The sequence below is a fragment of the Mycobacterium sp. E3305 genome (assembly GCF_001666785.1).
Lineage (GTDB): Bacteria > Actinomycetota > Actinomycetes > Mycobacteriales > Mycobacteriaceae > Mycobacterium.
Window position 1 is genome coordinate 1 of sequence record NZ_LZJA01000280.1, and the last position, 14,397, is coordinate 14,397.

The 14,397-nt window shown below is 69.6% G+C and carries 12 protein-coding genes and 1 pseudogene; 6 read left to right on the forward strand and 7 right to left on the reverse strand.

Annotated elements, in window-relative coordinates:
• Both A5701_RS24225 and A5701_RS24230 read left to right on the forward strand, forming a co-directional pair.
• Positions 1-1,079, forward strand: a 1,079-nt coding sequence (locus A5701_RS24225) for a TrkA family potassium uptake protein (protein ID WP_082961491.1), incomplete at its 5' end; no start/stop codon positions are given.
• A gap of 172 nt (positions 1,080-1,251) precedes the next feature.
• Positions 1,252-2,547 carry a PPE domain-containing protein gene (locus A5701_RS24230; protein ID WP_067760316.1) on the forward strand — a complete coding sequence of 432 codons (1,296 nt, stop codon included), beginning with the start codon at positions 1,252-1,254 and terminating at the stop codon, positions 2,545-2,547.
• Positions 2,548-2,551: 4 nt separating this feature from the next.
• On the opposite strand, the gene A5701_RS24235 is transcribed toward A5701_RS24230, so the two are convergent.
• A complete protein-coding gene (locus tag A5701_RS24235) occupies positions 2,552-3,979 on the reverse strand; it encodes an FAD-binding oxidoreductase (protein ID WP_067760318.1) in 1,428 nt (475 codons plus the stop codon).
• Between the two features lie 293 nt (positions 3,980-4,272).
• On the opposite strand from A5701_RS24235, the gene A5701_RS24240 reads away from it, so the two are divergent.
• Positions 4,273-4,779 carry a DUF732 domain-containing protein gene (locus A5701_RS24240; protein ID WP_067760320.1) on the forward strand — a complete coding sequence of 169 codons (507 nt, stop codon included), beginning with the start codon at positions 4,273-4,275 and terminating at the stop codon, positions 4,777-4,779.
• Here the strand turns inward: A5701_RS24240 and A5701_RS24245 are convergent.
• Together A5701_RS24245 and A5701_RS24250 are read right to left on the reverse strand one after the other, a co-directional pair.
• Positions 4,776-5,057, reverse strand: a complete 282-nt coding sequence (locus A5701_RS24245) for a DUF3017 domain-containing protein (RefSeq protein ID WP_067760322.1) — start codon at positions 5,055-5,057, stop codon at positions 4,776-4,778. The two genes, A5701_RS24240 and A5701_RS24245, sit on opposite strands and share 4 nt — an antisense overlap.
• The gene (locus A5701_RS24250; protein ID WP_067760324.1) at positions 5,054-5,899 is read right to left on the reverse strand and encodes a bifunctional methylenetetrahydrofolate dehydrogenase/methenyltetrahydrofolate cyclohydrolase; all 846 of its coding nucleotides are present in this window, start codon (positions 5,897-5,899) and stop codon (positions 5,054-5,056) included. The genes A5701_RS24245 and A5701_RS24250 overlap by 4 nt, the downstream gene beginning before the upstream one ends.
• Before the next feature lie 173 nt (positions 5,900-6,072).
• Between A5701_RS24250 and A5701_RS24255 the strand changes: the two genes are divergently transcribed.
• The 3 genes from A5701_RS24255 to A5701_RS24265 all read left to right on the forward strand — a co-directional run bounded on the left by A5701_RS24255 (position 6,073) and on the right by A5701_RS24265 (position 12,618).
• Complete coding sequence (locus A5701_RS24255) at positions 6,073-7,281, forward strand: NADH:flavin oxidoreductase (protein ID WP_067760327.1); 1,209 nt, start codon at positions 6,073-6,075, stop codon at positions 7,279-7,281.
• Positions 7,282-7,409: 128 nt separating this feature from the next.
• Positions 7,410-10,055 (forward strand): FHA domain-containing protein, encoded by a 2,646-nt coding sequence (locus A5701_RS24260; protein ID WP_067760329.1) that lies wholly within the window; start codon positions 7,410-7,412, stop codon positions 10,053-10,055.
• Position 10,056: 1 nt separating this feature from the next.
• Positions 10,057-12,618 carry an ATP-binding cassette domain-containing protein gene (locus A5701_RS24265; protein WP_067760331.1) on the forward strand — a complete coding sequence of 854 codons (2,562 nt, stop codon included), beginning with the start codon at positions 10,057-10,059 and terminating at the stop codon, positions 12,616-12,618.
• A gap of 2 nt (positions 12,619-12,620) precedes the next feature.
• Here A5701_RS24265 and A5701_RS24270 read toward each other — a convergent pair whose 3' ends face one another.
• The 4 genes and pseudogenes from A5701_RS24270 to A5701_RS24285 all read right to left on the reverse strand — a co-directional run.
• Entirely contained in the window at positions 12,621-13,172 is a 552-nt protein-coding gene (locus tag A5701_RS24270) for a pentapeptide repeat-containing protein (RefSeq protein ID WP_067760333.1), read from the reverse strand.
• Positions 13,169-13,765, reverse strand: coding sequence for an ATP/GTP-binding protein (locus A5701_RS24275; protein WP_067760335.1), 597 nt, complete (start codon positions 13,763-13,765; stop codon positions 13,169-13,171). Before A5701_RS24275 ends, A5701_RS24270 begins: the two co-directional genes overlap by 4 nt.
• Complete coding sequence (locus A5701_RS24280; RefSeq protein WP_067760337.1) at positions 13,746-14,132, reverse strand: DUF742 domain-containing protein; 387 nt, start codon at positions 14,130-14,132, stop codon at positions 13,746-13,748. Before A5701_RS24280 ends, A5701_RS24275 begins: the two co-directional genes overlap by 20 nt.
• A 6-nt stretch (positions 14,133-14,138) precedes the next feature.
• A pseudogene (locus A5701_RS24285) lies at positions 14,139-14,397 on the reverse strand (serine protease inhibitor); the annotation flags it as partial.

The following is a 14,397-nucleotide window of genomic DNA, read 5'->3' on the forward strand; positions in this document are numbered from 1 at the left end:
TGCACTTTTCCTACACCCACCCAGGCATGTCCTGGACCGACGCTTTCTACTTCACCAACGAGACCATCACCACGACCGGATACGGCGACTTCAGCTTCGCCAAACAGCCGACCTGGCTGCGCCTGTACGCCGCCGTGCTGATGTTGGCCGGCGTCACCACCACCGCATTGCTGGTCGCCTTCATCGCCGATGTGCTGCTGTCGCGCCGATTCCTCACGTTGTCCGCCCGCCCGCGGGCGCGACACCTGCGCAACCACATCATCGTGGTGGGGTTGAGCGCGCTGGGGGTCCGGGTCGTGACCGACCTGACCGACGCGGGCTACGACGTGGCGGTGATCGAGCGCGACCCGAACAACCCCTTCCTGTCGACGACGGCCGACCTCGACGTGCCGGTTATCTTCGGGGACGCGACATTGCGCCAGACGATGGAAGCCGCCCGGGTGGACACCGCTCGGGCGGTGGCGGTGCTGACCCGAGACGACATGGTCAACATCGAGACGGGAATCGTGGTCCGCGAGATGTTGGGTTCCGAACCGGCACCCGTCGGCAACCGGTGGAGCAAGGTTCCGCTCGTGTTGAGGGTGTACGACCACGACCTGGGCTCGGCGGTCGCGCAGCGGTTCGGATTCGAAAACGTCCGTTCCACAGTCGAACTGGCCGCGCCCTGGTTCATCGGCGCGGCAATGGGCCTGCAGGTGCTCGGGACGTTCTCGGTGGGGAACCGGTCCTTTCTGATCGGCGGGATGTATGTGCAGGCCGGTAGCGAACTCGACGGTCTGCAGATGTTCGAGGTGTCTACGCAAACGCGGGTGATCGCGGTCACCCGCGACGACGCCCCGGTTCGGCTGCACCCGCGCCGCGATTCCCGGCTAAGCGCCGGTGACACCGTCTACCTGGTCGGTCCGTACCGGGAGCTCATCGCCACCCTCCGCAAGGGGCAGCCCGCGCCCCAGCCGATCACGGATGACCAACAGGCTGATCGTGATTGCGGTTGCGACGAACCAGCAGCGGTTTCGAATGAAGACAACGTTCGCCGCCTGGAACCGATCAGAGGAGCGCGCGGTATAGCCAGCCATTGACCACAGCACAACGTTCGTCGACCCGCGGGCCGCAAGCCCGGGTCGCGACCGCGCGGCGCAGGGCCGCCGCGCATCAACAGCAAATCATGCAGGGGGAAAGGCTTTGTCGTCCACAATTCGCACGATCGGCATCGGTGCAGGCATCCTCCGGTCGGCTGAATAGGCACCCGTAATGGATTTTGCGACGCTACCGCCCGAAGTCAACTCGGGCCTGATGTATGCCGGTCCGGGGTCGGGGCCGATGCTTGCCGCCGCCGCGGCATGGGAAGCGGTTGCGGCGGAATTGCATTCGACGGCCAGCTCGTATGAATCGGTGGTTTCCGGTCTTACCGCCGGACCGTGGCTGGGGCCGTCATCGGTGATGATGGCCGCCGCCGCCAACTCCTACGTGGCGTGGTTGAGCGGCACCGCCGCGCAGGCGGAGCAGACCGCTGCGCAAGCCACTTCGGCCGCCGCCGCCTACGAGGCCGCGTTCGCGGCGACGGTGCCGCCGCCGGAGGTCGCGGCCAACCGCAGCCTGCTCGCGGCGCTGGTCGCCACGAATCTGTTGGGGCAGAACACCCCCGCGATCGCCGCCACCGAAGCCCAATACGGCGAGATGTGGGCGCAAGATGCGGTGGCAATGTACGGCTACGCGGGGTCAGCGGCGGCGGCCACCCAGCTGACGCCATTCACCCCGCCCCAGCAGAACACCGACCCCGTCGGATCGGCTACGCAGGCAAGCGCGCTGAGCCAGGCCGCCGAGCTGCCCGCCGGGTCGGCGGCCTCGACGACCGGGGCGGCGGGCGGCGCGGCGTCCGCGCTGGGGGTGAACACACCGTTGGACCTGATCAACGTCGGCGCCGACGCGATCGCCTACGGTGTCGACGCCCCGCTGGCCCCACTGGGAGCGGTGTCGATGCCCATCGACCTCGTCGGCGCGGAAACCGGTCTGCACACGGACGACATCGTCAGCGACTGGGATGCGAACGGCGCGCCCCTGTCGATAGTCAGGTCAGTGACGCCGCCAGACGCGGTGACCACGCCGAATGTGTTGTCGCGCACGGTGTCCGCCGGTCTCGGCGAGTCCGACTCAATCGGCCGCCTTTCCGTTCCACCCACCTGGGCGGCGGCGACCCCGGCGGTACGCCCGATCGCGTTGGCGCTCCCGGCCGCGCCCGCCGCTGCTGCCGTCGCGGCGCCGAGCCTCGAGAGCACGTTCGGCGAGATCGCCCTGGCCGGCACGGCCGGACGCGCCATCCGCGAGGCGTTCGCGGGTAACCGTGTCCGCGTGCCGTTCGCCGCGGAACCGGTCGGCCGCCAGTCCACTGGCGCGGAAAAGGCGGAAGAAGGGCCCGCGGAGGACGAGCCGCGCACCGTGGTGACGGGGATCGCCGCCGAGATCCGCGAGTTCGCCAGGCTGCGCGACGAGGGGTTGATCTCCGACGAGGAATACATCGAGCAGAGAAATCGTCTGCTGGGGCGCTGAACCGTTAGAAGTTCAGCCCGGAGAACATGATCCGGTTCGGGTCGTACCTCTGCCGCACGGTCGTCAGCCGGGACAGGTTCGAGCCGAAGTAACGCGCCGGGGCGGCGTTGGCCTCCAGGTAATTGACGTATCCCCCGACCGAGATCTGTTGCACCGCTTGGTGTGCGGAGGTCAGCCAGGTGTTCGCGGCGGCGACCTGGCTGCCCGTGGGTTCGACGTACCACTGCAGAACCGCCGACTGATTGCGCCACGGGAACGCGGTGTCGCCCGGGGCCACGTCGGCGACGGCACCACCGAGGGGGTCGACGAGGACCGACGCCTGTCCGGCGCCGGCGGGCCACTGCCCGATCGCGGTGGCAATCGCGTGCGCCGCAGCGGAATCCACCGGGCCGATGACGTCCGACCCGGCCACGAACGAGCGCGCCGGAGGGTTGGAACTGCCGCCGGCCAGGAACATCACCAGATCCGTGCGGTTCATCGTCTTGTTCGACACGGCGGTCGGCGCCACCCCCACCGCGGACTTGATCGCGTCGGCCACGCCCGAGCCCGCTCCCGCGGGACAGGTCGCCAGCACGTGGCAGTTCGGGGCGGAGCCGATCATTAGATCCACGATGCCCCAGGTGTTTCGGTCCGCGCCGTTGAGCCAGGACTGCCACCCGACCAGCACCTGCGTCGCCGACGCGGGCGGGAAGTCGAGCCGCACGACATCGCTGTCCGAGGTGGCGAAGGTGGAGAACGTCATCGACGTCGTCACGCCGAAATTGCCGCCGCCGCCGCCCCGGAGCGCCCAGAACAGATCCGGGTTGTCGTTGGCGGAAGCCGTTACCACGTCCCCGCTGGGCAACACCACCGTGGCGGACTGCAGCGCGTCACAGGTCAGGCCCGCGTGCCGGGTGTCGGGCCCGATGCCGCCACCGAGAGCGAGCCCCGCGACGCCGACGGTGGGGCAGGTGCCGCTGGGGATCGCGCGCCCGGCACCGGTCAACGCCTGGTGGATGGCGTACAGGGTGGTCGCGGGGGTCACGGTGAGGTTGTTGCCGTCGAAGTTGGCGCCACCGGGAAGTCCACGCAGGTCGAGCACCATCGTGCCGTTCGCGGCGGACGCACCGACGTAGGAATGTCCGCCGCCGCGGGGCGCGATCTTGAGGTTGTTGGCTGTCGCGAACGCGATCGCCTTCTGCACATCCGCCTGTGACGAAACCGTCACCACCGCAGCGGGAGAGGAACTGTCGTAAAACGAGTTGAAAACCTTTTTGCTGGTTGAGAATTGGGCACTGTTGGCGGGCAGCACGACGCTGCCGCCGATGGAGGACGCCAGGCCGCCCCAACCCGGGGGGTCGGCGGCCGCGCGCGAGGTGCCGAAAACGGCGCCGGTGGCCAACATTCCGACGGCGCTGCGTAGAAACGCCTGGCGCGAGATGCCGCGCTGCAAGGACGGGTCCAGGGGACGGCTGCGATTAGTCGTCATGTGCGGAGATTCTTAAACATTTCTCACGCAAAAGCGCGGCACCGGCGCCCGTGTCAGATCACAGTGTGGAATCGATCCGTCGAGGGGCTTGACGAGGCACGCGGCGCTGTAATCGACGCCGCGGCCGCCACCGGGCCACAAAACGCTTATTTGTGCGAACCTTTACCCCACCGTGTCGCAAACGTGACAGTGATAGCTCAGAGTTCACAACGTGATTCGAGTGCATCCGGCGCACTCCACGACCGAGGGGGGGCCGCATGAAGGCACAGGGACGAACGAACCGCTGGATCGGGGTCTTTCGGAACCAGCCCCTGACCGTTCGTCTGCTGGCCGCGGCCGCCGCCCTGCTCACCGCGGCGTCGGCGCTGGCCGCGCCGGTGCGGGCGGACAATCCCGACGACAACTTCATCGACGCGCTCAACCACGCCGGCATCGACTTCGGCGAACCCGGGAACGCGATGTCCGTGGGCCAGTCCATCTGCCCGATGCTCTCCCAGCCGGGCGGCAACTTCGCCGCGGCCGCGTCCAGCGTCTCCGGCCGGGGCATGTCACCCGCCATGGCGCGGATGTTCACCACGATCGCGATACAGACCTACTGTCCCGAGCAGATGGCGAACCTGGCCAGTGGCAATCTGTCCGTCCCGCAGATGCCGGGCATGCCCGGCATGGGGGGACAGCTGCCCGGCATGGCGGGGCAGCTACCCGGAATGGCCGGGCAAGTGCCCGGACTGCCGCGGCAGATCCCGGCCGTGCCGGGTATCTAACCGGTACCCAGCGGGTCGATGGTCCACGCGATATAGACCATCGCCGCGGCGACGGTCGCGGTGGTGACGAAGTCGATTCCCTTGCTGCGCACCACCAGAAGGCCGGACCGCTCGTCGGAGAGCACCAGCCGCAGCGCGGCCGCCAGGCCGACGCCGATGCCGATCAGCAGCGAACCGCGCCGCCAGAAGTTGGCCCCGACCAGTGCGAGTGCGGTGGCGAAAGTCAAGCCCACCAGCAGGATTGGCCACTGGGCCCGGACCACGGACCGCGCGCTCATGCCCGTTCGGCGAGCTCGACGACGTTGCTCAGCAGGAACGCCCGGGTCAACGGGCCGACACCGCCGGGGTTCGGCGACACGTGCCCGGCCACCTCCCACACGTCGGGGTGCACGTCGCCGACCAACCCGTCCTCGGTTCGGCTGACGCCCACGTCGACGACCGCGGCGCCCGGGCGCACCATGTCGGCGGTCAGCATGTGCGGCACCCCGACGGCGGCCACCACGATGTCCGCCTGCCTCGTGTACGCGGCGAGATCGCGAGTCCCGGTGTGGCACAACGTCACCGTGGCGTTCTCGGAACGGCGCGTCAGCAGCAGCCCCAGCGGGCGGCCGACCGTCACACCGCGGCCGATGATCACCACATGCGCCCCGGCGATCTCGACGTCGTAGCGGCGCAGCAGGTGCACGATCCCGCGGGCGGTACACGGCAGCGGCGCCGGAACGCTGAGCACCAACCGGCCCAGGTTCGTCGGGTGCAGACCGTCGGCGTCCTTGTTCGGGTCGACCCGCTCCAGCGCCGCGTTCTCGTCGAGATGCTTCGGCAACGGCAACTGCACGATGTAACCGGTGCAGTCTGGGTTCGCGTTCAGCTCGTCGATGGTTTCTTCCAGCGTCGCGGTGCTGATGTCGGCGGGCAGGTCCCGGCGGATCGACGTGATCCCGACCTTGGCGCAGTCCGCGTGCTTGCCCCGGACGTAGGCCTGCGACCCAGGATCGTCACCGACCAGGATGGTGCCCAGCCCGGGGGTGCGGCCCGACGCGGTCAGGGCGGCGACCCGTTGTTTGAGGTCGACAAAGATCTCGTCGCGGGTGGCCTTGCCGTCCAGTGTGATTGCGCCCACGCCTGACAGTCTGGCACGGCGGGCGACTCCTACGTCGACGGCAACCCGTCCTGCAGGCGCATCGCGAGACATAACCCAGTGCGAGCGGAATCGGCGAGTCGTCGCCACTGGTTATGTGTCGCGGAGCGGGAAGGTGGCTTCGCCGGGCTTGCGGCCGCCATTAAGCTCCGGATATGTCAACCCCTCCGGACGTGTTCAGCCCGGCCAAGCTCGGCCCGATCACGCTGCGCAACCGCACCATCAAATCGGCCACCTTCGAGGCCCGCACGCCCGACACCCTGGTGACCGACGACCTGATCGAATACCACCGGCTGCCCGCCGCGGGCGGCGTGGGCATGACGACCGTCGCCTATTGCGCCGTCTCCCCCGGCGGCCGCACCGAGGGCAACGGGATCTGGTTGCGGCCGGAGGCGGTGCCCGGATTCCGCCGGCTCACCGACGCGATTCACGCCGAGGGCGCGGCGGTGAGCGCGCAGATCGGCCACGCCGGTCCCGTCGCCAACGCCAAGACCAACAAGGCCAGGGCGCTGGCCCCGGTGCGGTTCTTCAACCCCATCGGGATGCGGTTCGCCAAGAAGGCGAGCCGTGAGGACATCGACGACGTCATCGAGGGGCACGCCAACGCGGCGCGGCTGGCCATCGAGGCCGGCTTCGACGCGGTCGAAATCCACTTGGGCCACAACTACTTGGCCAGCTCGTTTTTGTCGCCGCTGATCAACCGCCGCACCGACGAGTTCGGCGGATCGCTGGAGAACCGTGCGAAGGTGGCCCGCGCCATCGTCATGGCCGTGCGCCGCGCGGTGGAAAAGGAGGGCACGCCGATCGCGGTCACCGCCAAGCTCAACATGACCGACGGCGTCCGCGGCGGAATCTCCATCGAGGAATCGCTGACCACCGCCAAGTGGCTGCAGGACGACGGCGGGCTGGACGCGATCGAACTCACCGCGGGCAGCTCCCTGGTCAACCCGATGTACCTCTTCCACGGTGACGCGCCGCTCAAGGAGTTCGCCGCGGCGTTCAAGCCGCCGCTGAGTTGGGGCATGCGCATGACGGGCAAGAAGTTCCTGCGCGAGTACCCCTACCGCGAGGCCTATTTGTTGCGGCACGCCAAGCTGTTCCGCGCCGAGCTGACGATGCCACTGATCCTGCTCGGCGGCATCACCAACCGGGAAACCATGGACCTGGCGATGGCGGAGGGCTTCCAGTTCGTCGCGATGGGCCGGGCGCTGTTGGCCGAGCCCGACCTGATCAACCGGATCTCCGCCGACGGGGCCGCGCACAGCGTGCATTCCGCGTGCACGCACTGCAACAAGTGCATGGCCACCATCTACACCCGCACCCAGTGCGTGGTCACGGGCGCCCCCGATCTGCTAGCGCGCTGACGATGCGCGCCGCATAGCGGCGTGAGGAGGAAGCGGGCAATCCGACCCAGCGCGCTGACGAGAGCGGCCCCGCATACGCACATTTGGGGCTCAGGGTCGCCTTGGTTTCACGCGATACAGTTGGTTCGATGAGTGCACCAGCCCCGCCCGTCCTGACCGTTCGTTATGACGGGTCAGAACGCACCTTTGCCGCCGGTCACGACGTCGTGGTCGGGCGGGATCTGCGCGCCGACATGCGCATCACCCACCCGCTCATCTCCCGCGCGCACCTGTTGCTGCGCTTCGACCAGGGCCGGTGGCTGGCGATCGACAACGGTTCGCTCAACGGCACTTTCGTGAACGGCCGGCGGGTGCCGGTCGTCGACATCCACGACGGTCAGTGCCTCAACATCGGGAACCCGGACGGGCCGCAGCTGATGTTCGAGGTCGGGCGGCACCAGGGGATGGCGGGGCGCCCCCCGCAAACCGAATCGATGGGCATCCCGGTGGCCGCGCATCCGTCCGGGACGGCGTGGTCGGCCGCGCCGGCCGGCCCACCCGTCGCCGCCCCGCCCGGTCCCCCGCCCGGTCCGGCGGGCCGCCCACCCAACTGGGCGTCGCCGTCACGGCGGCCGCACCCCGGCCCGCCGGGGCCGCGTCCCGCCCCGCCCGGGCAACCGATGTATGCGGGCGGCGGGCGCGCACCGGCCGCGCCGCCGCCGCCCAACTTCCCGCCGCCGCAGCCCAAGATCGCCGGGGTGGCGTCGCCGCAGACCGAGCTGAGCCGCTCGGCCGCCAAGCCGCCCGAGGTGGCCAACCTGGCGACGAAGATGTTCCAGGCGCTCATGCCGTCGCGGTCCGGGGCGCTGCAGAAGCCCTCCGGCGCGCTGACGATCGGCCGGGCCACCGACAACGATGTCGTCATCCAGGACGTCCTCGCGTCCCGCCATCACGCCTTCCTGACCCAGACGCCGCTGGGCACCGAGATCCGCGACGCGCACAGCGTCAACGGGACCTTCGTGAACGGCGTGCGGGTCGGGTCCGCGGTGCTGACCGAGGGCGACGTGGTCACCATCGGCAACGTCGACCTGGTGTTCACCCGCGGCGAGTTGCTGCGGCGCACGGAGGCCGCGACCCGTTCCGGCGGCCTGGAGGTCAACTCCGTCTGCTTCACCGTCGACCAGAACAAGCAACTGCTCGACCACATCACGCTGACCGCGAGGCCCGGCACGCTGACCGCCATCATCGGCGGCTCGGGTGCCGGCAAGACCACGCTGTCGCGGGTGATCGTGGGCTACACCAGCCCCACGTCGGGCTCGGTGACCTTCGAAGGCCACGACATCCACGCCGAGTACGCGACCATGCGCAGCAGGATCGGGATGGTTCCGCAGGACGACGTCGTGCACCGGCAGCTGACCGTCAACCAGGCCCTGAACTACGCCGCCGAGCTGCGGTTGCCGCCCGACACCAGCAAGGCCGAGCGGGCTCAGGTCGTCGCCCAGGTCCTCGAAGAACTGGACATGACCAAGCACGCCGAGACCCGGGTCGACAAGCTGTCCGGTGGCCAGCGCAAGCGGGCCTCGGTGGCCCTCGAGCTGCTCACCCAGCCGTCCCTACTGCTCCTCGACGAGCCGACGTCCGGTCTGGACCCGGCGCTGGACCGTCAGGTCATGCTGATGCTGCGCCAGCTCGCCGACGCCGGCCGCACGGTGTTGGTGGTGACCCACTCGGTCTCGTACCTGGACGTCTGCGACCAGATCCTGCTGATCGCGCCGGGCGGCAAGACCGCCTTCTGCGGCCCGCCCGACCAGGTCGAGGCGGCCATGGGCACCCGCAACTGGGCCGACATCTTCGCCAAGGTGGGCGCCGACCCGGACGAGGCCAACCGCCGGTTCAAGGAGCGCGATCAGCAGTCGTCCCGGCCGCCCTCCCCGCAAAGCCCGGCCGACCTGGGCGAGCCGCCGAAGACCGACCTGTGGCGGCAGCTGTCCACGATCGCCCGCCGCCAGGTCCGCCTGGTCGTATCCGACCGCGGCTACACCATCTTCCTGGCGATCCTGCCGTTCCTCATCGGGGCGTTGTCGCTGACCGTGAAGGGCCCGCATCCCGGCCTTGGCCCGGCCGACCCGCTCGGCCCCGCGCCGACGCAGCCGCAGTACATCATGGTGCTGTTGAACATCGGCGCCGTCTTCATGGGCACCGCGCTGACCATTCGCGACCTGATCGGCGAGCGCCCGATCTTCCGGCGCGAGCAGGCCGTCGGCCTGTCCACCACCGCCTACCTGCTCGCCAAGATCGCGGTGTTCTGTGTCTTCGCGACGCTGCAGGCGGCGATCGCGACCATCATCGTGCGGCTGGGCAAGGGCGCGCCGACGGCGCACCCGCCCTTCTTCGGGAACTCCACCTTCTCGCTGTTCGTCACGGTCGCCGGGACGTGCGTGGCTTCGGCGATGCTGGGCCTGCTGTTGTCGGCCGTGGCGCAGTCCAACGAACAGATCATGCCGCTGCTCGTGGTGTCGATCATGTCGCAGCTGGTGTTCTCCAGCGGCATGATCCCCGTCTACCAGCGCTTCGGCCTCGAGGAGCTCGCGTGGCTGACACCGGCCCGGTGGGGCTACGCCGCAGGTGCCTCGTCGATCGACTTTCCGTCGCTGGTCAAGGTCAAACAGATCCCGACCAACGACCCGATCTGGCAGCACTCGAAACACATCTTCGTGTTCGACATGGCGATGCTGGCGTTCCTGTCCGTCGCCTACACCGGCTTCGTGCGGTGGCACATCCGGCTGAAACGCTGAGATGACCCAAGCCGCCGGGCCCGTCCTGACCGTTCGATCCGACCGATCGAAGGGCAGCTTCGCGGCCGGCCGCGACGTCGTCGTCGGCAGCGACCTGCGGGCGGACCTGCGGGTCGCACACCCGCTGATCGCCCGCTCGCACCTGCTGCTGCGCTTCGATCGCGGCAAATGGATTGCGCTTGACAACAATTCGTTGAACGGGGTTTACGTCAACGGCCAGCGGGTGCCGCTGGTGGACATCGAAGACGGCCAGACCATCAACATCGGCAAGCCCGACGGTCCACGGATCACCTTCGAGATCGGCCACCACACAGGCAGCGTGGGCATGCTTCCGCCCACCACGGAGTCGATCCCGGTGATCACGCCGCCCAGCGACGCGCAGCCGCCGGGCTCGCCGTCGACCGGACCGCGACCGCAGGCCCCGCCGCGACAGCCCCCGGCCCAGCAGCCGCCCGCGCGCCCTTGGGCGGGCCCGCAGCGCACCACCGCCGTTCCCATCGTCCGGCCGGACGCCGCGACCCGGTCGGTGCCGCAATCTGGCGGGCGGCCCGACTTGAGTCCGCCCACCCAGATCGGCCTGAGCGGCCAGGTGGCGGAGTTCCCCACCACGCGGGTGAAGAATCTGGGCCCGGATTCCCACCGCCCGACCGAGCGGCCGGGGCGCGCCGCCTGGATCGGGCGGGCGCTCGACAACGACATCGTCATCCACGACGTGCTGGCGTCGCGCCATCATGCGTTCCTCACCACGACCCCGGCCGGCCCGGAGATCCGGGACGCCAACAGCAGCAATGGCACCTTCGTCAACGGCGTGAAGGCCGCGTCCGCCGTGCTGTCCGAGGGCGACGTGGTGACCATCGGCAACGTCGACCTGGTGTTCTCCGGCGGCATCCTGGTGCGCCGCCAGGAGGCGGCGACGCGCACCGGCGGCCTGGAGGTGAACGGCGTCGACTTCAGCGTCAACGGCAAGAACCTGCTCGAGAAGATCTCGTTGACGGGCCGGCCGGGCACACTGACCGCCCTCATCGGCGGGTCCGGCGCGGGCAAGACCACGCTGTCGCGGCTGATCGCCGGCTACGCGACGCCGACCTCCGGCGTGGTCACCTTCGAGGGCCACAACATCCACACCGAGTACGCGTCGCTGCGCACCCGGATCGGGATGGTGCCCCAGGACGACGTGGTGCACCGCCAGCTCACGGTGAACCAGGCGCTGGGTTACGCGGCCGAGCTGCGGTTGCCGCCCGACACCAGCAAGGCCGACCGCGAGCAGGTCGTCGCGCAGGTGCTCGACGAGCTGGGGCTGACCCAGCACGCGGAGACCCGCGTGGACAAGCTGTCGGGCGGGCAGCGCAAGCGCGCCTCGGTGGCCCTCGAGCTGCTGACCGGGCCGTCGCTGCTGATCCTCGACGAGCCGACGTCGGGCCTGGACCCGGCGCTGGATCTGCAGGTCATGACGATGCTGCGCCAGCTGGCCGACGCGGGCCGGGTGGTGCTGGTGGTCACTCACTCCCTGACCTACCTCGAGGTCTGCGACCAGGTGCTGCTGATGGCGCCCGGCGGCAAGACGGCGTTCCTCGGGCCGCCCGACCAGATCGGGGCGGCCATGGGGACCACGAACTGGGCGCAGATCTTCGCGAAGGTGGGCGCCGACCCGGACGAGGCCAACCGGCGCTTCCTGGCGCAGAACAAACCCGCGCCGCCCGCCCAGACGGAGGCGCCCGCCGACCTCGGCGCCCCGCCGCGCACCAGCCTGCGCCGCCAGTTCTCCACCATCGCCCGCCGCCAGGTCCGCCTCGTCGTCGCCGACCGCGCCTACTTCGTGTTCCTGGCGCTGCTGCCGTTCATCATGGGCGCGCTGTCGCTGACCGTTCCCGGCCACACGGGTTTCGGCTACGCCGACCCCACCAGCGAGTCCGCCGGCGAGGCCGGGACGATCCTGACCCTGCTCACCATGGCCGCGGCGTTCATGGGGACCGCGCTGACGATCCGCGACCTGATCGGGGAGCGCCCGATCTTCCGGCGCGAGCAGGCGGTCGGGCTGTCGACCACCGCGTACCTGTTGGCCAAGATCGCGGTGTTCTGCGTGTTCGCCGTTGTCCAGGCGGCGATCGCGACCGCGATCGTGGTGGTGGGCAAGGGCCCGCCGAAGCGGCCGGCCGTGCTGCTCGGGAACGCGACCCTGGAACTGTTCGTCGCGGTCGCGGCGACCTGTGTGGCCGCGGCGATGCTGGGCCTGCTGCTGTCGGCGCTGGCGCGCTCCAACGAGCAGATCATGCCGCTGCTGGTGGTGTCACTGATGGCGCAGATGGTGCTGTCCGGCGGGATGGTGCCGGTCACCAACCGGATCTTCCTCGACCAGCTGTCCTGGGGGGTGCCCTCGCGGTGGGGGTACGCCGCGCAGGCGTCGACGGTCGACCTGTGGACCGTCGCGCCGGGCCCGCAGAGCCCGCGGGACAGCCACTTCCGGCACACCTCGGGCACCTGGCTGTTCGACATGGGGATGCTCGCGCTGCTGTCGGTCACCTACGCCGCCGTGGTGCGCTGGCGCATCCGGCTCAAGCAGTGACGTCAGCCGTCCAGGCGCAGGCCTTGCGCCGCCGCGAAGGCCACCGCCTGCCCGACGTCGACGCGGGCACCCGTCAGCGAGGCGGTCCGCCACAACGCGGGATCCACGGTCGCGCCGCGCAGGTCGGCGTCGTCCAGCCGCGCGCCCGTCGCCCGCGCACCGGACAGGTCGGCACCGCGTAGCACCGCCTTGCGCAGGTCGGCCTCCACCAGGCTGGCCTCTCGCAGCCGGCAGCCACTCAGGTCGACGCCCCGCAGGTCGTTACCGCCCAGCACCGCGAGCGTGAAGTCGACCTCGTCGAAGGAGATCGGCCGCATCCGGCACTGCACGAACACCGAACCCAGCATGCTGCACTGCGCAAAGGTGCTGTGCCACAACGAGGTTCGCCGGAAGGTGCAATTGCGAAACGCCGACCCGCGGTGTCGGGACTCGGCCAGGTTGGCGCCGCTGAAGTCGCACTCGTCGAACACGGCCCGCTCGGTGTCCAGCCGGCTGAGGTCCTCGTCGGTGAAGTCGTGGCCGGTGAGTTCCTTGTCGGCCCACCGCTCGGTCAATTCGCCGTCAGGCTGGCCAGTGCGTATTCGCTCACCGCGATCAGCGCGTCGGTCGCCGACCGGCGATCCCGTGCATCGACCGTGATCACCGGGATGTGCGCCGGCAGGGTGAGCGCCTCGCGCACCTCGGCGACGGGATAGCGCGGCGCGCCGTCGAATTCGTTGACCGCGATCAGGAACGGCAGGTTGCGGTGCTCGAAGAAGTCGACTGCGGCGAAGCTGTCCTCCAGGCGCCGGCAGTCCACCAGCACGATCGCCCCGATGGCCCCGCGCACCAGGTCGTCCCACATGAACCAGAACCGGCGCTGACCCGGCGTGCCGAACAGGTAGAGCACCAGGTCCTCGTCCAGGGTGATCCGGCCGAAGTCCATCGCGACGGTGGTGGTCCGCTTGTCCGGGGTGGCCTCCAGCGCGTCGACGGCGGTCGAGGCGTCGGTGAGCATCGCCTCGGTGCGCAACGGCATGATCTCCGACACCGCGCCGACGAACGTCGTCTTGCCTGCACCGAATCCGCCGGCGATGACGATCTTCGTCGAGGCGTGGGCGGGATCGGAGTACACCTCGGAGTGCGCCTCAGAGTGCCTTAAGGCCACGCAGCGTCCTTCCTATCAGTTCGTGGCGCTCATCTCTGGTCGAACGCTCGGACAACGTCCTATGCACCCGAAGGTAGCCGGACAAAACCAGATCGCCGACCAGGACGCGCGTGACACCGAGCGGCAGATCAAGCCGTGCGGAGATCTCGGCGACCGACGGGCTGCCGACGCACAGTTGAATGATCTTGCCTTTCGCGTCGTCGGGCGGCCACCGGTGAGCCAGCCCGGCCTGCAGCGTCTGGATCGGGGCTTCCACGGGAAGGTCGACGTCGGTGCCGGTCCGCCCGGACGTCAGGGTGTACGGGCGGACCAGGTTCCCTCGGCGTGCGGTCGGCTCAGCAAGGTGCCGGGGCTCGCGTTCGTCCATCGCGGCTCACGAGACGCCGGACCGGCGGGTGGACTGCACCACGCCCCCGACCCGTTCGACCAGGATGGCCATCTCGTAACCGATCTGACCGATGTCACACGACGTCGCGGCGAGCGTGGCCAGGTGCGAGCCGTCGCCGACGCGCATCAGCAGCAGGTAGCCGTTCTGCATCTCCACCACCGACTGCAGCACCTGGCCACCCTCGAACAGCTGCGCGGCGCCGGTCGCCAAACTGGCCAGGCCGGAGGCGACCGCGGCCAGCTGG